The 20,820-nt window shown below is 61.0% G+C and carries 23 protein-coding genes; 8 read left to right on the top strand and 15 right to left on the bottom strand.

The window, feature by feature from the left end:
* Positions 1-65 precede the first annotated feature (65 nt).
* The 4 genes from ACMG4M_RS01570 to ACMG4M_RS01555 form a co-directional block, all read right to left on the bottom strand.
* Positions 66-791 carry a DUF1963 domain-containing protein gene (locus ACMG4M_RS01570; protein WP_035245901.1) on the bottom strand — a complete coding sequence of 242 codons (726 nt, stop codon included), beginning with the start codon at positions 789-791 and terminating at the stop codon, positions 66-68.
* A gap of 268 nt (positions 792-1,059) precedes the next feature.
* Entirely contained in the window at positions 1,060-2,490 is a 1,431-nt protein-coding gene (locus ACMG4M_RS01565) for a GTPase/DUF3482 domain-containing protein (RefSeq protein WP_414430601.1), read from the bottom strand.
* Positions 2,487-3,845 (bottom strand): DUF2868 domain-containing protein, encoded by a 1,359-nt coding sequence (locus ACMG4M_RS01560; protein WP_035245897.1) that lies wholly within the window; start codon positions 3,843-3,845, stop codon positions 2,487-2,489. Before ACMG4M_RS01560 ends, ACMG4M_RS01565 begins: the two co-directional genes overlap by 4 nt.
* Before the next feature lie 15 nt (positions 3,846-3,860).
* A complete protein-coding gene (locus ACMG4M_RS01555; RefSeq protein ID WP_052042524.1) occupies positions 3,861-4,148 on the bottom strand; it encodes a hypothetical protein in 288 nt (95 codons plus the stop codon).
* A 382-nt stretch (positions 4,149-4,530) separates the two neighbouring features.
* On the opposite strand from ACMG4M_RS01555, the gene ACMG4M_RS01550 reads away from it, so the two are divergent.
* Entirely contained in the window at positions 4,531-5,298 is a 768-nt protein-coding gene (locus ACMG4M_RS01550; RefSeq protein ID WP_035245896.1) for an ATP-binding protein, read from the top strand.
* 169 nt (positions 5,299-5,467) lie between these two features.
* Here ACMG4M_RS01550 and ACMG4M_RS01545 read toward each other — a convergent pair whose 3' ends face one another.
* Both ACMG4M_RS01545 and ACMG4M_RS01540 read right to left on the bottom strand, forming a co-directional pair.
* Positions 5,468-6,496, bottom strand: coding sequence for an alpha/beta hydrolase (locus ACMG4M_RS01545; protein WP_035245893.1), 1,029 nt, complete (start codon positions 6,494-6,496; stop codon positions 5,468-5,470).
* Positions 6,497-6,559: 63 nt separating this feature from the next.
* Positions 6,560-7,168, bottom strand: a complete 609-nt coding sequence (locus ACMG4M_RS01540) for an outer membrane beta-barrel protein (RefSeq protein ID WP_035245891.1) — start codon at positions 7,166-7,168, stop codon at positions 6,560-6,562.
* Positions 7,169-7,285: 117 nt separating this feature from the next.
* On the opposite strand from ACMG4M_RS01540, the gene ACMG4M_RS01535 reads away from it, so the two are divergent.
* Positions 7,286-8,203, top strand: a complete 918-nt coding sequence (locus ACMG4M_RS01535; RefSeq protein WP_035245889.1) for a phosphotransferase — start codon at positions 7,286-7,288, stop codon at positions 8,201-8,203.
* 165 nt (positions 8,204-8,368) lie between these two features.
* Here the strand turns inward: ACMG4M_RS01535 and ACMG4M_RS01530 are convergent, their stop codons facing one another.
* Positions 8,369-9,469 carry a cellulase-like family protein gene (locus tag ACMG4M_RS01530; protein WP_414430600.1) on the bottom strand — a complete coding sequence of 367 codons (1,101 nt, stop codon included), beginning with the start codon at positions 9,467-9,469 and terminating at the stop codon, positions 8,369-8,371.
* Positions 9,470-9,629: 160 nt separating this feature from the next.
* On the opposite strand from ACMG4M_RS01530, the gene ACMG4M_RS01525 reads away from it, so the two are divergent.
* The gene (locus ACMG4M_RS01525) at positions 9,630-9,980 is read left to right on the top strand and encodes a hypothetical protein (RefSeq protein WP_035245886.1); all 351 of its coding nucleotides are present in this window, start codon (positions 9,630-9,632) and stop codon (positions 9,978-9,980) included.
* 234 nt (positions 9,981-10,214) lie between these two features.
* Here ACMG4M_RS01525 and ACMG4M_RS01520 read toward each other — a convergent pair whose 3' ends face one another.
* Positions 10,215-11,078, bottom strand: a complete 864-nt coding sequence (locus tag ACMG4M_RS01520; RefSeq protein WP_035245879.1) for a metal ABC transporter substrate-binding protein — start codon at positions 11,076-11,078, stop codon at positions 10,215-10,217.
* A 268-nt stretch (positions 11,079-11,346) separates the two neighbouring features.
* Here ACMG4M_RS01520 and znuC point away from each other — a divergent pair, with 268 nt between their 5' ends.
* The 3 genes from znuC (at position 11,347) to ACMG4M_RS01505 (ending at position 14,390) form a co-directional block, all read left to right on the top strand.
* The gene (gene znuC / locus ACMG4M_RS01515) at positions 11,347-12,120 is read left to right on the top strand and encodes a zinc ABC transporter ATP-binding protein ZnuC (protein ID WP_272997667.1); all 774 of its coding nucleotides are present in this window, start codon (positions 11,347-11,349) and stop codon (positions 12,118-12,120) included.
* The gene (znuB, locus tag ACMG4M_RS01510) at positions 12,113-12,895 is read left to right on the top strand and encodes a zinc ABC transporter permease subunit ZnuB (protein ID WP_035245874.1); all 783 of its coding nucleotides are present in this window, start codon (positions 12,113-12,115) and stop codon (positions 12,893-12,895) included. The genes znuC and znuB overlap by 8 nt, the downstream gene beginning before the upstream one ends.
* 190 nt (positions 12,896-13,085) lie before the next feature.
* Positions 13,086-14,390 carry an MATE family efflux transporter gene (locus tag ACMG4M_RS01505; protein WP_414430599.1) on the top strand — a complete coding sequence of 435 codons (1,305 nt, stop codon included), beginning with the start codon at positions 13,086-13,088 and terminating at the stop codon, positions 14,388-14,390.
* An 18-nt stretch (positions 14,391-14,408) separates the two neighbouring features.
* On the opposite strand, the gene ACMG4M_RS01500 is transcribed toward ACMG4M_RS01505, so the two are convergent.
* The 7 genes from ACMG4M_RS01500 to rd all read right to left on the bottom strand — a co-directional run bounded on the left by ACMG4M_RS01500 (position 14,409) and on the right by rd (position 18,742).
* Positions 14,409-14,894, bottom strand: coding sequence for a hypothetical protein (locus ACMG4M_RS01500; protein WP_035245869.1), 486 nt, complete (start codon positions 14,892-14,894; stop codon positions 14,409-14,411).
* A gap of 172 nt (positions 14,895-15,066) precedes the next feature.
* Positions 15,067-15,708: a hypothetical protein gene (locus ACMG4M_RS01495; RefSeq protein ID WP_414430598.1), complete on the bottom strand. Its 642-nt coding sequence runs from the start codon at positions 15,706-15,708 to the stop codon at positions 15,067-15,069.
* 109 nt (positions 15,709-15,817) lie between these two features.
* Complete coding sequence (locus tag ACMG4M_RS01490; RefSeq protein WP_035245861.1) at positions 15,818-16,054, bottom strand: DUF5062 family protein; 237 nt, start codon at positions 16,052-16,054, stop codon at positions 15,818-15,820.
* A gap of 304 nt (positions 16,055-16,358) precedes the next feature.
* Positions 16,359-16,880, bottom strand: a complete 522-nt coding sequence (locus ACMG4M_RS01485) for a hypothetical protein (RefSeq protein WP_414430597.1) — start codon at positions 16,878-16,880, stop codon at positions 16,359-16,361.
* Positions 16,881-16,904: 24 nt separating this feature from the next.
* On the bottom strand, positions 16,905-17,285 hold the full coding sequence (locus ACMG4M_RS01480; protein ID WP_035245857.1) for a hypothetical protein: 381 nt from the start codon (positions 17,283-17,285) through the stop codon (positions 16,905-16,907).
* Between the two features lie 83 nt (positions 17,286-17,368).
* Positions 17,369-18,517, bottom strand: a complete 1,149-nt coding sequence (locus ACMG4M_RS01475) for an NAD(P)/FAD-dependent oxidoreductase (protein WP_272962623.1) — start codon at positions 18,515-18,517, stop codon at positions 17,369-17,371.
* A gap of 60 nt (positions 18,518-18,577) precedes the next feature.
* Positions 18,578-18,742 carry a rubredoxin gene (rd, locus tag ACMG4M_RS01470; RefSeq protein WP_035245853.1) on the bottom strand — a complete coding sequence of 55 codons (165 nt, stop codon included), beginning with the start codon at positions 18,740-18,742 and terminating at the stop codon, positions 18,578-18,580.
* A gap of 257 nt (positions 18,743-18,999) precedes the next feature.
* On the opposite strand from rd, the gene ACMG4M_RS01465 reads away from it, so the two are divergent.
* Both ACMG4M_RS01465 and ubiA read left to right on the top strand, forming a co-directional pair.
* Positions 19,000-19,539: a chorismate--pyruvate lyase family protein gene (locus ACMG4M_RS01465; protein WP_035245852.1), complete on the top strand. Its 540-nt coding sequence runs from the start codon at positions 19,000-19,002 to the stop codon at positions 19,537-19,539.
* 204 nt (positions 19,540-19,743) lie between these two features.
* On the top strand, positions 19,744-20,616 hold the full coding sequence (ubiA, locus tag ACMG4M_RS01460) for a 4-hydroxybenzoate octaprenyltransferase (protein ID WP_035245850.1): 873 nt from the start codon (positions 19,744-19,746) through the stop codon (positions 20,614-20,616).
* The last annotated feature ends 204 nt before the right edge of the window (positions 20,617-20,820 follow it).

Genomic DNA, 20,820 nt, shown 5'->3' with positions numbered 1-20,820 from the left:
TGCAAGCAAGGCTCCAACAATAGATGGAAAAGGGTAGAGATTTTATTTTTAATTTATTTTTTAAATTAGGCGCGGCTTGACCAGGTCATCGTCATGATATCGGCATGGTTTTCACACTGGAAAACATAGGCGCAACCGTAATCACCGAACCAGAATGGCAGGGTGTCAGTGGAGTCCAGCTGCATGACAAAATTCATTTTTTTCTGGCAACACGGACAGGCCGGGTAGTCCACATGTTGCACCCAGTGCGGCCAGCCCAGCAGTTTGTCGCCAGCCCGCGGGGCAGGGCGGTGGGCATGGAGCAGGGCGAGGGTGCCATCGGGAAGATCATCGTTGATGGCCACGGTTTCCTGCTGATCAGGGAAATCGTTGTGGCGACTCCAACCGGTCAGGGACTGCTCGGGAAAGGCATCGGGAATGGTCACCGGCAGGGCGTCGAAACCGTGGGTCTGGTCGCGGGGAATCACCCGTGTCATTGAGGCCTCGGAGAAAGGCAAATGGGCCTGACCGAGCACCTCGCATTCTTCTTCCATGTTGGTGCAGTAAAACACCTGCAGAACACCATCCCCGAAAGGCTGCCCGGCGTCCGCCGGCAGATCACCGGAATCCAGTTGCACGAACAACTGCATGGGCTGATGACAATGCCCGCAACAGGGCCAGGATTCATCCGGCCTGAGCAAAGGCAGGCCACCAAACTTGGAGCGCGCACCTGGCACAGCAGGCCCCACCCGGGGCCGCCAGGCGGACCGGGACAGGGGAGCAAGCTTGAGTTTGATTTCTTCGGGCAGCATGAAACGTCCTCGTTGGGTCGTTTCAGCTTGCCCAGACTCTCGTGTCAGAGCAATGAACACCCTTCGCAAATCTGCCACCAGGGCGGTTTTGCTGACTGAGCGGAATGCAAAAAAAGGCATTTAATAGTGAATAGTTAACAGTGAACAGTTCGCGAATCACCGCTGTCTTGTCTATAACGCCCCTGCCCGCGCGCAAAGCTGGGTGCGCGGCCCCTGGCCTTGAAAACCGGAACCCACGCCAAACCGCGTCGCTGTTAACTGTTAACTGTTAACCGCCCTCAAACTGCTCCATCTGCCACCGCCCAAACGCCTGTTGCGCCTGTTCCAGTTGTTCGATCAGGCGTTGGCGTTTGCCGGGTTCGAATTTGCGGTTGGCCAGGGATTGCAGGGTCTTGTGCAGGCGTTGGCGGTCCTTGCGGTCCATGTGCTCCAGCCAGTGTTCGCCGGCGTCGTTGACTGCCAGCACGTCGCGGCCGGCGTGGTTGCGCTGGCTCACTTCGTAGCTGTGCACCAGGGCACGACCCAGTACCACGTAGGCGAACTGGGGGTCTTTCAGGGGGCCGTAGACCGCTTCGCGGAAGCCGCCGCTGAGGGGCCCCAGTTTCAGGCGGGTGAGTTTGTCGCCGTAGTAGTAGCTGCCGGCAGCGCCGAGCAGGCCGCCGACCAGCGCGCCGGTGCCCAGGGAAGCCCCCAGAACCACCGCATCCAGCCCGGCACCACCCACCGCACCGGCGCCGAAACCGGCGGCGGCCAGCTGGGTCTTGCTGATTCCCCAGAGCTGGCGGGTGCGTTCGCTGAACAGGTCGCCATCGTCCGGGGTCAGCAGGTCGCTTTCCTGTCGTTGCAGGCGACGATGCTGGTAGAGATCTTCCACCCCCCGGCGCAGGCGTTGCTCCCGCTCGCGCTGCCAGTTCTGCCAGCGTTGGCGCAGCTTGGGCAACAGCGGTTTGGCGGCTTCGTGCTCGCCCAGACGGACGCTCTCCTGATGGCCGAGCATGTCGATCAGGGCATCGGCGATGTGTTCCAGGGCCTGGCTGTCGCGACCGAATTTGAGGGCCTGCAGGTATTCCAGGGCCGCATCCAGGGGTTCGCGCCAGTCCGGAGCCAGTTGCCCGAAGCTGCGCAGCAGGTCCAGGTGCTTTTCGAAGGGGGCGTGGACCGCATCGAAGCGGCGCACGATCTGGAAGTACTGGCCCAGAGCTGCCTCCCAGTCGGCACTGTGGTCGTCGCTGCCGATCTGGTTGATCAGCGCCAGGCTGGGCCGGCCGGTCCAGCGCAGGATGTTCATTTCCGCTTCGTGTTCGCGGTTATAGGGCACTGAGCCATCGACCACGTAAATGATGCCGGCGCCTTCCACGATAGGACGCAGCAGCTCGCATTCGTCGTGATAGCGCGGATCATCCGCATGCTGGGTGACGAAGGCCGCCACGGTGTCCGCGCGGTCGGAGGCGGACAGGCTGTGGCCCTGCAACCAGGCCAGCACCTTGCGCGGGCGCTGGAAGCCGGGGGTGTCGATCAGCTCGTAGAGGGTGACGTCGTCCACTTTCATGGGGTAGCGGTGGCTGTCACGGGTGGTGCCCGGCTCCATGGCGATGGCAATGGAGTCGTTCTGGGCCAGGGTGGCCACCACGCTGGATTTGCCCTTGTTGGGGTGGCCGACCACGGCAAAGCGGGGCTGTTGTTGGGCCGTTTCGTTCATGACGGTTCCTGTTCCCGGGGGGCGCACAGCAGCAGCTGGCTGTCACCCTGACGGTCCACAAAGCGCTGCCACTGGGCCAGCAGGCCGGCATCGGTGAGTGCAGCGCCCTGTTCGTCCGCCAGTGGCACCAGCGCCAGCAGGGTGGCGGCGGGCCAGTGATCGCGGGCATCGACAATGAAATCGCTGAGTTCACCGGTGGGCGGCTCCCAGCCCCGGGTGATCAATATCACCGGTTGATTGCGGGCGCCGGTCTGTTCCAGCACCTGGGCATCCTCATCCAGGGAATTGTTGCCCCCGGCACGGCGCTGTAGCGGCGCCGGGTCGCGGCTGAGTCGAGGCAACAGCGCGGGGGCCTCCATGGCAGCACCGGCCCAGTGGATCAGGGTAGCGCTGTCCGGCAAGGGCGACAGCACGGTTTGCGCCGCCGCCGGGGCGGGCTGGCTGTCTTCCTGGCCACGGGTTTCCACCCAGGGGGTCTCGAAGCGATAGAACAGCCCCTGCCAGCCCGGGTGGGCGCGCAGGGCCTGGCCCGCCTGCCAGCGCAGTTGCAGGGCCGCCAGCATCAGCAGGAGCAGCCGGGGCAGCAGCACATAAACCAGCCACAGCATCAGCACAAAGGGCCACCAGGTGCCGAGCAAGGCCGGATTGTCCGCCGGGGTGTCCGCAAGCCGGTAGAACTGGGAAGCGCTCACCAGCTCCGCCGAGGGTACCGCTGCCGGCCACAGGCTCTGCCAGGGCTGGGCCAGGGCCGCCACCATCTGGTGATAGCCGTCGGCGGAGGTCTGCAGGGTGGTGCTCCAGCCGAAGGCCAGATCCTGCACCACCACCAGGACCAGCAGGGTAAGCAGACCGCTGACGGCAAACAGCAGGCCACCGGTGTGGGCGATACGGGCACAGAGCGCCGGGCGCAGGGCCGCCAGCGGGTCGTCGCCCTGGCGCGGCCCCAGCAGGCTGCCCCAGGGCTGCCAACCCAGCCAGGCCTGCAGGCTGGTGAACAGGGCCAGCAACAGTTGCAGGGCCACCAGCCCGATCAGCAGGGTCAGGTTGATCTGCCGGCTGCCGTCATACCACAACAGCCCCAGCATGAAGCCCACCCCCAGCAGCGTACCCAGGCCGGCAAACACCCAGCGGGCCTGGCGCCAGTGACGCAGGCGCGGGTCGGCACCGGATTCCCGGCGCTGGCCGTTAAGGGCATGCAGCACCGCCAGCCAGGCGGGTACGGTGATCGGCTGTTTGTGTTCTTCCTGCTGCTGGGCAAAGCGACGGTCGCGGCGGTGCAGAAAGGCGTGGCTCTGTTGCACATCGCGACGGTACTGGTCGTCAAAATCCAGCAGCAGGGTCAGGGCCTTGGGCAAGGGGCGACCTCGAGGTTATTTGTCGTCCGGGGCTGCGGCCGGTTGCGGAAGCTGTTTGGGCGAGGTGTATTTCACCCCGTTGGTGGCGCAGGCACCGCAGGCGTTACCGTATTCGCCGAGAATGCCACCTTGCTCGTCATAGCCAAAGGCAGGGCGGTAATCCATGGTGCACATGTCGGGCGGATCATCCGGGCAAGTGGTGGTGCCTTCCGGCAGCCCGGCGGGGTAATCGGTGTCGTACTGGGTGGCGCAGGCGGTAACCAGCAAGGCAAAAGCGGGCACAACCAGGGCAACAGCTTTCATTGACGATCTCCTGAAATTTTCCGTCACCGGCAGGCGACGGCACACCTTGTGAACCCCAAGGATAGATAAAGTTCGCGTCCGGCGCATGCTTCGTATCCATTGAGGCTACAGCATCTGCAAAAAACCTTTTTACCACAGAGGGCACAGAGGCACTGAGAAAAACCATTTCATGCTTTTTTATGGCATGCAGAAAACGTCAACCTTTCTCGTTTTCTGCTGCGGCTAAAGAAAGCAAAAACCTGAACCCCTCTGTGACTCTGTGCCCTCTGTGGTAAAAATGGGTTTTCTACCCAGGCTTCACCCAGTAATGGCGCCTCTCGCAAGCGCACCCGCCAGACCGTAAACTGCTTTGCCGTTTTCTCTGCTTTGTCACGAGGTTTTCATGGCGTCCAACATCGACTGGCGAAATATTCCCGCCGCTATCTGGCGGGGCCGTTCCGGCACCCTGCGGCCAGTGAGCCGGCCGGATCCGGTGCGGCTGGCGGATCTGCTCGGCATCGATACCCAGAAAGCGAAAATTCTGCAGAACACGGAGCGGTTTCTGCGCGGCGAACCCTGTAACCATGTGCTGCTGTGGGGCAGCCGGGGCACCGGCAAGTCATCCATCGTCAAGGCGTTACTGAACGAGTACGCACCGCGCGGGCTGCGGGTGATCGAGATGGACAAGGATGACCTGCAGGATCTGCCGGACATCGTCGACGATATTCGTGAACGCAGTCAGCGCTTTATCGTTTACTGCGATGATCTTTCGTTTGAAGACGGTGAAAACCAGTACAAGCATCTGAAAAGCGTACTGGAGGGCTCCCTGGAATTGCCGCCGGAAAATGTGCGCCTCTACGCCACCAGCAACCGCCGTCATCTGGTGCCGGAATACATGAAGGACAATGAGCAGAGCCAGGTGGTGGGCCGGGAGATTCATCACGGTGATGTGGTGGAGGAAAAGATTTCCCTGTCCGATCGCTTCGGGCTGGCGCTGAGCTTCTACCCGATCAGCGAACCGCAGTATTTCGAGATCGTCGATCATCTGTTTGGCGAGGTAAAAGACCGGGATCAGTTACACGTGCGCGCCCGGCGTTTTTCCATAGAGAAAGGCGTGCGCTCCGGGCGCACGGCGCGGCAGTTTTATAATCAGTTTGTGGGGGAGTTTTGAGAGCGAGCCGCAAGCTACAAGCTTCAAGCTGCAACGCGGATCACCTCTTTCTGTATCTTCAAGGATAGAGGCCGCGCTCAATGTGTGTTCGCGGCCTCTATGGTTCGTGAATGCACTGTTCTTTATCGCGTTTTAGCTTGTGGCTTGAAGCTTGTGGCTTGCTACTGCTTCACAACCGCTGGGCGGTGGCGTCGCAGATGGCATTAACCGCCTTGCGGGCCGCCGGGATGACGCCGCCCATGGTAAGAAAACCGTGCACCAGTTGCGGGTAATCCAGTGAGGTGACATCCACCCCAGACGCCCGCAGTTTTTCGCCGTATTCCAGCCCTTCGTCGCGCAGCGGGTCGGTGGCAGTGATCAGGATAGTCGACGGCAGGCCGGCCAGGTCCGGGTTGCGCAGGGGCGAAACGCGGTAGTCTTCGATCAGTGCCTGATCCTGAATGAACTGGCTGCGGAACCAGGTCAGCAACGCCAGATCCAGCCCGAAGCCCTGGCCCAGGGTCTGCACCGACGGATGCTTGAGGGCGCCGTCGGTGGTCGGGTAGATCAGCACTTGCAGGGCAGGCAACGCCAGGCCGGCCTGTTTCGCCTGCTGGCAGACCACTGTACTGAGATTGCCGCCCGCACTATCGCCCATCACCGCCAGCCGCTGCGGGTCCAGCCCCATGGCAGCGGTATTATCGAGCAGCCAGCGCCAGGCAGCCAGACTGTCATCCGCCGCCGCCGGAGACGGATGCTCCGGGGACAACCTGTAATCCACACTCAACACCACGGCATTGGTACGGTCGGCAATGTAGCGGCACAGGCGATCGTACTCATCCACCCCCCCCACGGTGAAACCACCGCCATGGAAAAACAGGATTGCCGGGGCCACCCGCGGCGCCAGGGCCGGGCGATAACGGCGCACCCGCATCTGGCTGCCATCATCCAGCGGCACCTGATGATCCACCACCACCGGCAGGGGCACTGGCGCCACATCCAGCAGGTTGATGACATCACGGTACAGGCGGCGGGCCTGCTCTACGGTGCCGCTGTCCAGCGTCGGTTTGGCGCCGCTGAGCGCCAGCAGGAAGCGCAGGCGGGAATCCAGATGGGAGCGACTGTGGGTTTCCAGGCCGGCGGACAACTTGTCCAGCACCGCACCGGGCAGGCTCATCAGGGCGCGCACCGCGCCACGCTCGAATACTGCAGGATTCATTGGTTTTCCTCTCTGTACCTGCCGCCTGCCCGTGTTGCATGTAGCGTGCGGCATGAAGCGTTACTAAAAATACCACTCCAGACCGCCTTCGATGCCGGTCACGGTGATGTATTCCTTGTCCACATACTGCATGTACTGGAGCGTCAGCCCCAGATTGAAGCTGGTGCGCACACCGACACCGGCACCAAAGGCCAGGCTGGTGTCATCATTGCGCGTGACATCATTCCAGCAGCGTATCGCGTTGCAACGGCGCCGACTGGTTTTCACCTTCACATCGGCAATGCCGGCAAAGCCCTGCACGAAAAACTCGTCCACATAGGCATCCACCACGGGCAGGGTAACCGGTGACTGGAAGGGCAGCCGGCCAGTGGCCAGCAAAGCGCCGATGTGATCTACGGTGTAATCCACCTTGTTGCGGCTGTTCTCTGCCCGCCAGGTATCACCGGACGGCGCCACCGCGGCGCGCAATTCCACTCCCCAGTGCGGGTCGATCATGCCGCCCAGACGCACACCCACCCCGGTGGGGGTCAGCTCGCGGCTGTCGTAATCCAGGGTGATGTTCATCAGGTTGCCGGCCACATAGCCGAATCGCTGGTCCTGATAGTGCGCCACCCCCTCCGCCTGGCTGGCAGCAGAAAACAGTAGGCCGAGAAACAGAATCCCGTAACGCATGACAAGTCTTCCTTTTGTTATTGTTGGAGATGCGTCGTCATTATTTCATGGCGTGTTATACCATTGCTCGCCCGCAGAGTCCGGTCATCTGCGGCCTTTTTGCAGAGAAGGAAACCCATGTCCGTTTATACGCCGCTCAGTCACAGTCAGCTTGCCCTGGTTCTGGATAGTTACGGCTATCGGCTGCTGGATTTCCGGGCGGCCAGCCACGGCATCGAAAACAGCACCTTTCTAATTGAGGCCCAAGATCGCCACCAGCAGCCTGCGCCACTGGTGCTGACGATCTTCGAAACCCTGGACCACGATGCACTCGCCCCCTATCTGGTGTTGCTGGGCCACCTGGCGGAACAGGGTCTGCCGGTGCCCGCACCACTGACGGATCATCACGGCCAGGACCAGATCACTGTCGCCGGCAAGCCGGCGGTGCTGATGCCGCGCCTGCCCGGCGAGCACGATTTCGCCGTGGATCTGGACCGCTGCCGGCAGGTGGGCGCGCTGCTGGCCCGACTGCACCGCTGTGATACCGGCGCTCTGCTGGCGCTGCCCGATGAACGTCGGCGGCTGGAGACGCTGGCCACCCAGCTGAACCAGCTGCCGGACGATCACCGCGAGGGGGCCAGGGCGCTATTGAGCGACTGGCAGGCACGACCCGCCGGCACCACCCTGATCCACGGCGACCTGTTCCGCGACAATCTGCTGTGGCAACAGGGCCGCATCAGCGCCCTGCTGGATTTCTACAACGCCTGCCTGGATTACCCGGAATACGATCTGGCGGTGACCCTTAACGACTGGTGCGTGGACAGCAACGGTAAACCGGTGGCGGCACGGGAACAGGCGTTGCTGGAAGGCTATCGCGAACACGGCGGTCAGCTGGACGACAGCCTGTTACTGGAGGCGCTGGCGGTGGCTGCACTGCGCTTCTGGCTGTCGCGGCTGGCAGGGCCGGTGTCCGAGTATAGCGAGGGGCAAGGCAGCAAGGACCCGGAAGAGTTTGCGCGGATTTTTCAGTGGCGGATTGGGGCGTTGGCGGGGTAGGGGGAAGCCGTAAGCTACGAGCCTCTAGCTTCTAGCTGCGACGCGAAGAAAGCGTCTTGGTAACGATTTGCTTGTTCACTCCGCGCTGATGTTCTCTATAAAACACGAAAAAACCGCGCCCGGAGGGTGCGGTTTTTTCGTAGCTCGTAGCTCGTAGCTCGTAGCTTATTCCGATCCGGACAGGATCAGATGATTCAGGTGCGCCAAGTACTCTTCTTCCCGCCACAGCCAGTCATAGGCCGGGCAGGCCAGCGAGGTGGGGGTCATGGATTCCACGCCTTGGGTGAGGGCGCTGACTACCATCATCTCGTGCAGATCGGCCCAGCCGGTGGGCAGGCGACGCAGATGGCGTGGTTGGCGAACGAAGCCTTCACCGATCACCGGCTGCAGGCGCCGCAGGCGGGTAAAGGCCATGCGCCGCTGCAACTGGTCTTCCATGCGCCGCTGCCAGTGCATACCGCCGGCATCCAGCAATAACTGCTTCACCGGGCTGGCCAGGCGCCGGGCCAGGCCGGTCATGGGTACGGCCTCGCCGCTGGCCAGTCGATAGCGCGGATCATCATCCAGCCACAGGCTGAAATCGAGAAAATCCAGCTCACTGGTATCCAGTTGCCGCAATTGCTCGCTGATCTGGGTGGTGGTGCTCAGCCCGATGGGCACGCCGGGAAACAGGGCATGCAGGGCGCGGGGAATATCCAGCAGATACGCTTCGATGCGCTCGGCGGCGCTGGCGGACCAGCGCGGCGGCAAAGGCCGATCCGGGGATCGGTTGAACACCCGGCGGGTAACACCGTGAGCATAGGGCTGCGCGGGAAAATGATGACAGAAATCCACCCCTGCCACGTCATCCAGATAACCCCATTCCTCCACCAGGGCCAGGGTATCGCTCCACACAGTGACGAAGTCTTCGGGGCGTCGCACGAAGGAACGGCGGGCGCGGCTGTCGTCCACAAAACGGCTGCTGAACCACACCTTCAGGCCACGCTCGTGGGCGGATTGCAGCAGTTGCTGCAGGCTGTGGCGAATCTTCACTTCCACAGGGTCGTGACCCGGTGCCTGCAGTTCGCAACGATCCAGGTGGACGCCGTTTTCCGGGCAGGCAATCAGGTGCGGGCAGGGGTCCAGGCGCAGGGCATTGAAACCGCGTTGCTGGGTTTCATCGAGCACTTTTTCCAGCGACGCAAAGGCGCCGTGACGAGAATCACGGTCCAGCAGCCAGGAGAGGTCCCAGCAGGCCATTGCGATAGGTTTACTTTGCTGTGCCATTCAGGCCCTGCACCCGTTTCAGATTAAGCGCTCCAGCATACCGGTTTCCGGGACGGCCTCAATGGCCCTGAGTCCACCGGGTAATTTTTGACCCGCCTTGACACTTGATGGCGCTCACAAGCCGGTTTCCCCCCGGGTGAGGGAGCGCTATGATCGGGTTATGAAAAAAATACTGATTGCCCTGTTAATGGCCCCGGGCCTGGTCGTGGCCGCGGAACAATTGCCTGACTCCGCGCCACCGGACAACGATGCTCCAAAAACCCGGGAGCAGGTTCCCGCTCAGCCGCTGGACGGCAAAGAGTTGGAGGCCATGTATCTGGAATCACCACGGGAACTGGATACCAGTGATGAAAGCCGGGGCATGAATGCGGTCAGCCCGGAGGGTCGTTACCTGGAAGACGAACAGCAGGAGTTTCGCCAACGGCAGGCAGAAAACGTGCGCCCTCCGGAGCTACGCGACAATGCTCCACCCCCACCGCCACCCACGTTGATTCCGATTCGGGAGCTTTAGCAGCTGCGAGTGGCGAGCGGCGCGAACCGAGCTTGGCGAGGCGACAAGCTCAGGAACTACCCGCCATTACTTTCTGAAACCTGTCGAGCGCTGATATTCCTGATCGCCCTACGGGCGATTTCCGCGCAAGCGCGGTTCGCACCTCAAGCGGTGCTCCTACAGCGACTTCGAAGAAGGCTCGGAGCTTGAGGAACTTGCGGACCTTTCCCTACCCTACGAGCGTAGCTCGTAGCTTCAGCCCGCCCCCGCCTGCAGGCACGCTTTAAACCCTTCCACCAACCGGTCTCGCCAGGTCAGATAATCCAGCTCCGGATAGTCCCGGCCCAGCGGGTCCAGGGGGTGTATCTGGCAATCCGGACACAGGCGGGTGATCAGGGCGGCGCGGGCTTCCGGTTCGCGGATGGCGCAACGCACCTGCTGGTCGCGGATCTGGCTGGCCAGCTCGACAAAACGACGGCTGCCCGGCCCCGCATCCAGTTGCCGGGACACCACCAGCGGCTCCGCCAGCCCCAGTGTCTCGGTGAGATAGCCCCAGGGGTGGTGGTAGCTGAGCCAGGGAATGTCGCTCAACCCGGCCAGTGCCTGGTGATGATGACCCTGACGGGTGGTGGCGGCCTGCTGCCAGCGGTCCGGCTCGCCCTGATTCAGCCCCTGCGGGTAACGCTGTGCCAGCGCCCCGGCCAGCAACATCATGTTGTCCAGGGACAGCCACAGGTGCGGGTCCAGGGTGGCGTCGCCGTGGTCCGAATCATGGTGCTCGTGGTCATGGTCATGATCCCCTTCCCGGCGATGGACGCCTTCCAGCTCCAGCAGGGCCAGGGTAGGGCCCTGCCGACGCGCTACCAGGGGTGCCAGCGGCGCCTCCACCGTCTCGCCCAGCCACACCAGCAGATCCGCCTGCTGCACCAGCATGGCCTGCCGCGGAGACAGGGCCAGCTGATGGGGGTTCTGGTTGGCCTGCAACAGGGTCACCACCTGCACCTGGTCGCCATAAAGCCCGCGCAGCACCTTGGCCAACGGCTCCACACTGGCGACCAGAGTCTGGCTCATTGCTTGGGCACTGAGCATCATCAACATTACCAACCACAAACTGCGCATCACTTCCTCGTATAGCACCCTGTAGGAGCGTCGCTGGCGGCGCGACAACCCAAAACCTGAAAAGCGGTATTTACCACAGAGGGCACCGAGATCACTAAGGAAAAACAAAAGGGGTTCTCTCTGTGTGCTCTGTGCCCTCTGTGGTGAAATGGCTTTTGATCCTGGTTTCTGATCGCGCCGCCAGCTGCGTTCCTACAGAAAGCCTGCTTCGTGCAGGCGAAAGGCCGGCAGTATATCATTGCGCCTTTGTTCTTCGGGCCCTTTTGCTATGTCGGAACCTCTGGTCAATGTACAGGCGGTGTCAGTCACCCTGGGTGGCAACAGCGTGCTGTCCGAGGTGAGCCTGGCCCTTGCCCCCGGGCGCATCACCACCCTGATCGGCCCCAATGGCGCTGGCAAAAGCACTCTGGCGCGGGTAGTGCTGGGCCTGGTCACGCCGTCCAGCGGCTCGGTGAACCGTCGCAAGGGGCTGCGGGTGGGCTATATGCCCCAGCACATCAAGATCGACGACAGCCTGCCGCTCACCGTGGACCGGTTCCTGTGGCTGGCCGCTCCCGGCCCCACGTCCGCCCGGCGGGCGGCGCTGGAGCAGGCCGGCGTAGCCCATCTGCGTCGCCGCGCGGTGCAGCAGCTGTCCGGCGGTGAGATGCAACGAGTGCTGCTCGCCCGAGCGCTGCTGCGCAAGCCCGACCTGCTGGTGCTGGACGAGCCAGCCCAGGGGGTGGATGTGGCCGGGCAGAATGCCCTCTACGGACTGCTCAAGTCGGTCCGCGATGACCTGGGCTGCGCCATCCTGCTGATTTCCCACGACCTACATCTGGTGATGGCGGCCACCGACGAGGTGATCTGCCTGCAGCGCCATGTGTGCTGTTCCGGCAGCCCGGAATCGGTGAGCCGGGACCCGGCCTACCACGAACTGTTCGGCCCCGGTGCCGGCACCCCCAACCTGGCGCTCTACACCCACGATCATGATCACGACCATGATCTGCACGGCGACGCCCAGCCGGGCCATCAACACGACGGGAATTGCCACCATGATTGAGCTGTTGTTGCCGCCGCTGTTCGCCGGCCTGGCCGTGGCCCTGGTTTCCGGCCCTATGGGCGCCTTCGTGGTCTGGCGGCGCATGGCCTTCTTCGGTGACACCCTGGCCCACGGCGCCCTGCTTGGCGCGGCGCTTGGCCTGGCACTGGATATCAGCCTGTACCTGGCGGTGGTGGCCGTGTGCCTGGGCCTGGCTGGCGCCCTCACTGCGCTGCAGCACCAGCAACAACTGGCCAGCGATACGCTACTCGGCATCGTCGCCCATACCACCCTGGCTCTGGGGGTGATTGCCATCAGCTTGCAAGAGGGCATCCAGGTGGACCTGTTTGCCTACCTGTTCGGTGACCTGCTGGCGGTGGGCTGGCAGGATGCGCTGGCCCTGTGGGCCGGTGCCATCCTGATTCTGCTGCTGATGCTGTGGCAATGGCGGTCGCTGTTGAGCATCACCGTCAGCGAGGAGCTGGCCCAGGTGGAAGGGGTGGCGGTGCAGCGCACCCGGCTGCTGCTGATGCTGTTGCTGGCCCTGCTGATCGCCGGGGCCATCCGCACCGTGGGGGTACTGCTGATCACCTCCCTGCTGGTAATCCCCGCCGCCAGTGCCCGCCGGCTGACCCATACCCCGGCGCAGATGGCCGCGGTGGCCAGTGTACTGGGCACCCTGTCAGTGCTGGCCGGGCTGGCGGTGAGCTGGTTTGCCAACACCCCGGTGGGACCCTCCATTGTGGTCGCCGCCAGTAGTGTGTTTGTGCTGACGTTGTTGCGGAAACCGGCCTGACGGTTTCTCTCTGTAGGAGCACCTCTTGAGGTGCGAACCGGAGCCATAGCGAGGGGGTCGGGTTTCTATCTAAACCTGTCGAGCCCTGAGATTCCTGATTGCCCTGCGGGCAATTTCTGCGTTTACACGCGGTTCGCCCCCTGGAAGGGAACTCCTACAGCGATCTGTTAGAACGGTTTGTGGAGTGTGAATGAGTTTGTCCTTTAACCGCCGCATCTGGATGCTGGCATGGCCGCTGTTGCTGTCCAACCTGACCGCACCGTTGCTGGGTCTGGTGGACACCGCCGTGGTGGGGCACCTGGATCATCCGCGTTATCTGGCGGCGGTGGCGCTGGGTGGCAACTTCTTCATGTTCCTGTATTTCTCGTTCAACTTCCTGCGCATGGGCACCACCGGCTTTGCCTCCCAGGCGCGGGGCGGCGAGAAGGACACCCGGGTGGTGTTACTGCGCGGCCTGTTGTTATCCACCGGGCTGGGGCTGGCGCTGATTGCCCTGTCACCACTGCTGCGGGAAACCGGCCTGTGGCTGCTGGGCGGCAGTGATGATGTTCAGGGTCTGGCCGGCGACTACATCAACATTCGCATTCTTGGCGCCCCGGCCGCGCTGGCCAATTTCGCCCTGATCGGCTTCGCCATCGGCACCCATAACACCCGGGTGCCACTGAAGATGACGGTGCTGATGCACAGCACCAATGCCCTGCTGGACATTCTGCTGGTGCAGGTCTGGCATCTGGATGTGCGCGGGGTAGCCATTGCCAGTGCCACCGCGGAATACGTGGGACTGGCCGGCGGCCTGTTCTGGCTACGCGGCGCCCTGCGTCCACCGGCACGGCAGGAACGACTGTGGCAGCCACACGCCATCTTGGCATTGATGGCGGTGAACCGGGATATCTTTCTGCGCAGCCTTGCTCTGCTCAGCTGCTTCTTTTTCTTCGCCGCCCAGGGCGCGCGGCTGGGTGACGCGGTACTGGCCGCCAATGCGGTGCTGATCACTTTCCTGCTGCTGCTCAGTAACCTGCTCGACGGCTTTGCCAACGCAGCAGAAGCCCTGGTGGGCGAGGCCCACGGCAGAAACGATCGCCAGGCCCTGGGCCAGGCCATTAGCGCCACCGGGCGCTGGACTGTGGCCTGTGCGGCACTCGGTCTACTGGCCTTCAGTCTCGGCGGTGTGCCGCTGATTCATCTGCTCACCGACCTGCCTGATATCCGCGACACTGCCATCACCTATCTGCCGTGGATGCTGCTGTTACCACTCACCGCCAGTGCCGGCTTCTGGCTGGACGGCATTTTCGTGGGCGCCACCTGGGGCGCCGCCATGCGTAACACCATGCTGGTGGCAGTGGGGATCTTCTTTGTGCTCTGGGCACTGACCCGGGGCTGGGACAACCACGGCCTATGGCTGGCCATGAACGGCTTTATGGCCGGGCGGGGAATATTGATGGGTTGGGTGCTGAAAAAACGACTTGCAACACCCGGCTATCAGCGGCAATCGTGACAGGTACTTGAAAACTCACTACTGGATAGTCTGGGTAGACCGTGCACAGTAGCGTTTAGCCGTTTCGCCTCCGGCACTACGAACCTTTTTCAAACAAGCGCTGTAGCTATTGCGTGGAATGACCTGCAAAGACTGATCCCGAACCACCACTTCATAGGTGTGTGTGGGGTTGATCTGACCACTCTTATCCCAGCCGCTGAAGTCCTGACGACCCAGAGCACAGGTATAACTGAGGCTGTAGGTAAAGCCGCGCACCGCATTGGTGATGTGGGAATAGACCTGCCACTTGCCATTGCGGCCGTACATCATTTCCCGCTTGCAGCTTTTCAGATCAGTGATGACGTCATCCTGAAAGAACACGACCTGATTGTAGGTAGTACCATCCAGATCGAACCGTGCTACCAGGTATACTTTCTCATCCTCCTCCGCCAGTACAGGCTGAAAAAACGCCGCCAATCCCGTCACTATTACTGCAGCCAGCGCCCCCGAAATTCCTTTTTTCATCAATATTCCATCTATTTTTATTGAAGGCACAAACCTTAGCGAACTCAGCCAAGGGCTGCCAGCGGCATCGATAAACGCAAAACCGCCCCGACTAGCGGAGCGGCTTTACGAGCGTGGAGTGCCGGGTCCTGCCATCGACAGAGATGAATTGCAGGACTTCAGCTGCGTTTGACTAACGCTTCAGCGCCCCATCCTTGTCCAGCTGCGAGACGATGCTCTTGGCGTAGCCCTTGGCGCCATTCTTCAGGCTATCCGGGTTCATGCTACGCGACTGGGCCTGCCACACCGGGCGCTTGCGTTCCACGCTGTAGACCTGGGTCTGCAGGTAATAGTCCTTGGCGTTGTGATAGTAACCGGGCTGATAGATCGCGCCGTAGCTGTGGCCCACATAGGGGCCGTAGCCCAGGTAAGCTGGCGCCGAGGGCATCGGCACATAGTCGACCTGAGGCGGCACATACTCGGAGCGTTCTTCGACCTTCAGCAACGACACCACCATAACGCCGTCGGCGCCGCTGGCCTTGACCGCAGCCTCGACCTGGGCACGGTAGGCATCCCGTTCTACCTCTCGCTCACCCAGGGTCTCATTGGCCAGCGAGGCTTCAACAGCCCGATGATTCAGGCTTTTGCGCACCTGATTTTCAGCCGTGGCGGCCACCGCAGGGTCATCTGCCAGCACCAGCACATACAGGTGCCGGAAGGTAGGATAAGATTCACCGGTTTTGGTCTGCCAGGTGGAATGGGTTTCGGTGGTGGTGGCACAGGCGGTCAGTAGCAGGAGCATACTGGCGATAACCAACAGGGGATTGCGTCGCATGTCAGGTCCTTTTGAAGAGAGGCATTGGCATCGGGCGCATGAGTCAACGCCCACAGGATCAAGTTCAAGGATTTTTATAACAGACCCAAAACGAACAAGCGATACCCGGCTATTTTTGTTTTGACGCCCAGATGGCCAGTTTGTGCTGAATTGACGGCTGGGACACTTGATCTTCCGGCAACGGCTGAATCACCTTGTCATGCACCAGCAGGCGATAGATGTACTCGAGCTTTTCCGACGCAGAGTCGGTGGCCTCGAACTCCACCACACCCCGCTTTTCGGCATAATCTACCCCCAGCGTAATGGCTTTCTTTACCAGTTCTTTTTCGTTTTTGAGTTTTTTCATCACCATTCCCTGTATCGGTTCATCCCCAGCGTACTGGATGATTTGGCTTTACCAAAGGGAAAAGCGAGAGCTATTGGGCACCCGCCTATTTTATAGCCCAGCTATTGAAGAAAAGATTTCAGCTCCTACAAGAACCCATCAGCCTTACCCGTTTCAGGAAACTGAAGCTGCTCAAAAACCGGCAATAGAGTTTCGCCAAAGGCCTGCAGCTCAGGATTAGAGGCCTGAATACCCAGCGCTCTCACAGCGCCGCTGCCATCAACTGAGATAGACAAAACAGCCACACCTCATCGTAATACAACCACTAAGGTTTGATGGTTTCTGCTCTTGGCAGTACCGCTTTATCCTTGACTACACAGTTACGGAGTTCCGCTTCCTTATTTATCAGGCTTGCCAGCCAATCTCTATTCGTGACTCCATTGCGCTTTTTATCAAGATAAGGCTGAAAATCTTCATGCACAGGGGATTGATCTTCAAAGCAGATAGGCGCATGCACATCCAGATTTTTTGCTTCTTCCTTGGTGGGAGACACCGAGACATGGGCTCGAAACAAATCGGCAACAGCAGAGAAAAACGCTTCATTCGAGAAGTCGCTTTCAGTGATAGAAACGCGCTCTAACTTTCCTTCTGCATTGAATACAAGATGGTATTTAGCACAGCCTTGTTCGAGAATGGTATTGGCATGACACCGATAGAGCTGCCCCATCATCGGCACAATTTCCCTGATGGCAGTATCAGCTTCAGCAACTCGCTGCTTCTCCGACGCCTGACCAAGCAAGGGAAATAACGTAACCAGCACTGCTACCGTACTAATCTTTTTCATCACATCCTTGTCATGAAAAGCTGAGGGTTATTTTTTCTTGCCGCCAGGCATGATGAACTTCATCAAGGTCATGAACCACATCAGCTGGCCCGGGTCGCCTTCGATCTTGATATCGCCGGCCTGCATCCCTTCCATGAAAGCCATCTGGTTTTTGCCGGCCACCTGCAGGGTGCGGAAAGCGTAGTTGGCGTCCTTGAAATTCAGGGTGACGGTAGGCTGACCATGCAGGCCACCTTTCGACACCACCTTGCCCGGCGTGAAATGAAAGCTGCGCGCCGGCTTGCCGTTAAAGGTACGCCACTGCATCACCACGTCGCGGTTTTCCAACTGCTTGCGAAAGCCCGCATCACGCCAGGCCAGCCAGCGCAGACGCCAGCCGAGGATCAGCAAAACCAGTGCAAATTTCATGGGCGTTCCTTTGTTGGGTTGCCGATTGCAGGAGCCTGCCTGGCGGTTCGCCATGCGAGCATAGCTCCTACGGCGGGCCGCCGTTAGGGCATCAACGGAGGCAGTTCCTTGTTGAGCTTCATTTTCTCTTTCACCGCATCACCGGTGAGCGCGTAGCCCTGCAGGCTGCCATCCTTGCCACGGAACAGGGCCTGGACGTTGTTGCCGTCTTCCTGGATTTCCCATTCGCCGTTGTCGGCATCTGCCGGCGGGCACACCACCACCGGGCAGGCCGGGGTCTTGATGGTGACCGGCATGACACCGTAGCTCACTGCAGTGGTTTCACCGGCCAGGGTCTTGGCCAGGGCACGGGCGGAGGCCATCAGCGGCAGCACGTAGGGCAGCACGTGACCCTGCACTTCAGCGCAGTCGCCCAGGGCGTAGATATCCTCAGCGCTGGTCTGCAGAGTCTTATCGGTGATGATGCCACGGTTGATGGCCAGGCCGGCTTCCTTGGCCAGGGCAATACGCGGACGCAGGCCGATAGCGGACAGCACCACGTCGGACTCGATACGGGTGCCGTCGGACAGCTCGGTGATCAGCTGATTGTTATCACCGTGGTTCACCGCCTGGGCCAGAGGACCAAACTGGAAGGTCACGCCCAGATCCGCCAGACCCCGGCCGACTGCCGCAGATGCCGGCTCGGGCAGTAGCAGCGGCAGGCAGCGCCCCTGGGGCTCCACCAGAGTCACCTCATAACCACCGTTGGACAGATCGTTGGCAAATTCACAGCCGATCAGGCCACCACCCAGAATGGTGACTTTCTTTGCCCCCTTCAGGGCGGTGCGGAATTTGCCGTAGTCCATCAGATCGTTGACGGAGAACACATCGCCCACAGCATCGCCTTCCAGCGGCGGGGTCCAGGTATCAGCCCCCAACGCCAGCACCAGCTTGCTGTAGTCCAGGTGGTCGTCCGGCAGCAGTACACGCTTGCCGGAGGGGTCGATTTCCGCCACATGCACGTCGGTGCGCACTTCCACATTGAACTGCTCGGCAACCTTTTCCGGCGTGGCCATGCACAGGTCATCAGCGGTTTTTTCCTTGGTAAAACCGGCGGACAGCATGGGCTTGGAATAGTTACGGCCGTCGTCGCTGGTGATCACAACGATGGGCGTTTCCTTGTCCAGCTTGCGGAATTCCTTGACGGTATTAAAGCCGGCAAGGCCGGAACCGATGATGACGATAGGTTGCATGAACAGTCCTTAATTAATCAGTGAACGGGCGGAATGACTGTGTGGCCAGAGCGTAACGGCTCAGATTTCCACCATTTCGAAATCGTCCTTGCCCACGCCACAATCCGGGCAGACCCAGTCTTCCGGCACATCATCCCAGGCCGTACCGGGGGCAATACCCTCATCGGGCAGACCTTCGGCTTCGTCATAGATGAAACCGCACACTACGCATTCCCACTTCTTCATCGTGAACCTCGTCGAATTGGAGTAAGTACTCGCTTACTCTGCTACATACAGGGTGTATCTCGGGGGGCGATAACCTATCGGCGCACGCCCGAAAAATCAATGACATTGGGCACTGGCACGCATTGGCGCCGGGGTCCATTTGCCTGGCCCAAGGCCATTATCGCTTGCCGGCAAGCGCTCGCAGACCGGCGCGCTGCTGACTTGCCCTGAGTCACTGCTTGCGCCATAGTCCTGCGGCCTGCGATGTTGAGAGACCCATGCTGCCTGCCGCCCTGCATCCTGACAGCCTTTGGCGCCCGCTGGAACAGCTGGTGCTGCCGCCCCGTATCCGTGAGTGGATGGCGGATCCGGCGTCCCTGACCCTGCGTCTGAAGCGCCACGGCCAGTTCCGGGTGGAGCCTGGCTACCACGCCATCAGCTTTCCCCGAGCCGACGAACGGCAACTGCTGGACCTGGCTCCCCGGCGGGCGGCACTGATCCGCGAGGTCACTCTGCTGCTGGACGACACCCCGGTGGTGGCCGCCCGCAGCGTTCTGCCCCTGACCAGCCTCACCGGCGCCAATCGCTCCCTGGGCCATATGGGTAGCCGCTCCCTGGGCCTGGAACTCTACAAACGCCCCACCTGCCTGCGCGACCAGGTCTGGGCTCGCCTTGGAAGCCCTGCAGAAGCCATGCCAGTGTGCTGGGGGCGCCAGTCCCGTTTCATCAAACGCGGTGAGCCGTTGCTGGTAGCAGAATACTTTCTGCCGGCACTGTGGGAGAAGGTGGGCGCTACTAGCGTTTCTTCACTGCTGTAGGAGCACCTCTTGAGGTGCGAACCGAGCGTAGCGAGGAAATGGTTTTCACCGCAGTCACCCTGCCTGGAGGGAGAGTCGGTTCAAATCTGAGAGTTATCGCGACCATTCGAGGCTTCGCACCTCAAGAGGTGCTCCTACAAGGCGCCTTGAAACTTTCCACTTTCAACTTGAAACTTAACCCCGCCCCTGACAACCGGATGTCCCATGTTTGCCTTCGTTGAACAGCGCTACCCCCAAGCCTGGCCCTATATACAGCTGATGCGACTGGATCGCCCCATCGGTACGCTGCTGCTGCTGTGGCCCACCCTGTGGGCGGTGTGGATTGCCGGTAATGGCACGCCGAGCCTGAAAACCGTGCTGATCTTCATTCTCGGGGTGATCATCATGCGTGCCGCCGGCTGCGTGATTAACGACTTTGCCGACCGGGATTTCGATGGTGACGTGGAACGCACCAAAGGTCGCCCACTGGCCACCGGTGCCATCAGCGCCAAGAAAGCCCTGGCCCTGTTCTGTGGACTGGGGCTGCTGGCCTTTGTGCTGGTGCTGTTCCTCAACGAGCTGACCTTCTGGTTGTCCTTCGGTGGCCTCGGGCTTGCTGTTCTTTACCCCTTCACCAAACGCTTCACCTTCATGCCGCAACTGTTTCTGGGCGCCGCCTTCAGCTGGGCCATCCCCATGGCATTTGCCGCCGAAACCGGGGCAGTGCCGGAAATCGCCTGGCTATTGTATGTGGCCAACCTGGTGTGGACTGTGGCCTACGACACCGAATACGCCATGTGCGACCGGGAAGACGACCTGAAACTGGGCATCAAGAGCACCGCCATCCTGTTCGGCGATGCGGACCGGCTGATGATCGCCATCCTCCAGGGTCTGACTCTGCTGGCGCTGATCATGGTGGGACAACGGCTGGACTTCTCTTGGCCCTGGTACGTGGGCCTGGGCGGCATGACCCTGAGCTTCCTGTTCCAGCACAGTCTGATCCGCTACCGGGAACGCTGGCCCAGCTTCCACGCTTTTCTCAATAACCACTGGGCCGGAGCGTGCGTGTTTGTCGGGTTATATTTCCAGTATCTTTGAGTGGCAAGCTACAAGCTTCGAGTTGCAACGCGACATAGGGTAATGCCACTCGTTAGCCGTGATGACCCGCGCTGAGATTTTTTCTGTTTTTCCTCAGCAGCGCGAAGTGCCGTATCCATCCATCGGCACATGCCCTGAATTGGTGTTATAGCTCGCCTCTTGCTTTTCCCCCAAAAATCCGCCCAACTTGTCATACGAATGTCA

The sequence above is a fragment of the Alcanivorax sp. IL3 genome (assembly GCF_047495465.1).
GTDB lineage: Bacteria > Pseudomonadota > Gammaproteobacteria > Pseudomonadales > Alcanivoracaceae > Alcanivorax > Alcanivorax jadensis.
The sequence above is the reverse complement of the archived record's forward strand: the minus strand, read 5'-3'. Positions and strand labels throughout refer to the sequence as shown.

What these genes read in the sequence shown, in the direction of transcription:
- ACMG4M_RS01570 (WP_035245901.1), bottom strand. Translation starts at nt 791, where the DNA reads ATGCTGCCCGAAGAAATCAAACTCAAGCTTGCTCCCCTGTCCCGGTCC.
- ACMG4M_RS01565 (WP_414430601.1), bottom strand. Translation starts at nt 2,490, where the DNA reads ATGAACGAAACGGCCCAACAACAGCCCCGCTTTGCCGTGGTCGGCCAC.
- ACMG4M_RS01555 (WP_052042524.1), bottom strand. Translation starts at nt 4,148, where the DNA reads ATGAAAGCTGTTGCCCTGGTTGTGCCCGCTTTTGCCTTGCTGGTTACC.
- ACMG4M_RS01550 (WP_035245896.1), top strand. Translation starts at nt 4,531, where the DNA reads ATGGCGTCCAACATCGACTGGCGAAATATTCCCGCCGCTATCTGGCGG.
- ACMG4M_RS01545 (WP_035245893.1), bottom strand. Translation starts at nt 6,496, where the DNA reads ATGAATCCTGCAGTATTCGAGCGTGGCGCGGTGCGCGCCCTGATGAGC.
- ACMG4M_RS01540 (WP_035245891.1), bottom strand. Translation starts at nt 7,168, where the DNA reads ATGCGTTACGGGATTCTGTTTCTCGGCCTACTGTTTTCTGCTGCCAGC.
- ACMG4M_RS01535 (WP_035245889.1), top strand. Translation starts at nt 7,286, where the DNA reads ATGTCCGTTTATACGCCGCTCAGTCACAGTCAGCTTGCCCTGGTTCTG.
- ACMG4M_RS01530 (WP_414430600.1), bottom strand. Translation starts at nt 9,469, where the DNA reads ATGGCACAGCAAAGTAAACCTATCGCAATGGCCTGCTGGGACCTCTCC.
- ACMG4M_RS01525 (WP_035245886.1), top strand. Translation starts at nt 9,630, where the DNA reads ATGAAAAAAATACTGATTGCCCTGTTAATGGCCCCGGGCCTGGTCGTG.
- ACMG4M_RS01520 (WP_035245879.1), bottom strand. Translation starts at nt 11,078, where the DNA reads ATGCGCAGTTTGTGGTTGGTAATGTTGATGATGCTCAGTGCCCAAGCA.
- znuC (WP_272997667.1), top strand. Translation starts at nt 11,347, where the DNA reads ATGTCGGAACCTCTGGTCAATGTACAGGCGGTGTCAGTCACCCTGGGT.
- znuB (WP_035245874.1), top strand. Translation starts at nt 12,113, where the DNA reads ATGATTGAGCTGTTGTTGCCGCCGCTGTTCGCCGGCCTGGCCGTGGCC.
- ACMG4M_RS01505 (WP_414430599.1), top strand. Translation starts at nt 13,086, where the DNA reads ATGAGTTTGTCCTTTAACCGCCGCATCTGGATGCTGGCATGGCCGCTG.
- ACMG4M_RS01500 (WP_035245869.1), bottom strand. Translation starts at nt 14,894, where the DNA reads ATGAAAAAAGGAATTTCGGGGGCGCTGGCTGCAGTAATAGTGACGGGA.
- ACMG4M_RS01495 (WP_414430598.1), bottom strand. Translation starts at nt 15,708, where the DNA reads ATGCGACGCAATCCCCTGTTGGTTATCGCCAGTATGCTCCTGCTACTG.
- ACMG4M_RS01490 (WP_035245861.1), bottom strand. Translation starts at nt 16,054, where the DNA reads ATGAAAAAACTCAAAAACGAAAAAGAACTGGTAAAGAAAGCCATTACG.
- ACMG4M_RS01480 (WP_035245857.1), bottom strand. Translation starts at nt 17,285, where the DNA reads ATGAAATTTGCACTGGTTTTGCTGATCCTCGGCTGGCGTCTGCGCTGG.
- ACMG4M_RS01475 (WP_272962623.1), bottom strand. Translation starts at nt 18,517, where the DNA reads ATGCAACCTATCGTCATCATCGGTTCCGGCCTTGCCGGCTTTAATACC.
- rd (WP_035245853.1), bottom strand. Translation starts at nt 18,742, where the DNA reads ATGAAGAAGTGGGAATGCGTAGTGTGCGGTTTCATCTATGACGAAGCC.
- ACMG4M_RS01465 (WP_035245852.1), top strand. Translation starts at nt 19,000, where the DNA reads ATGCTGCCTGCCGCCCTGCATCCTGACAGCCTTTGGCGCCCGCTGGAA.
- ubiA (WP_035245850.1), top strand. Translation starts at nt 19,744, where the DNA reads ATGTTTGCCTTCGTTGAACAGCGCTACCCCCAAGCCTGGCCCTATATA.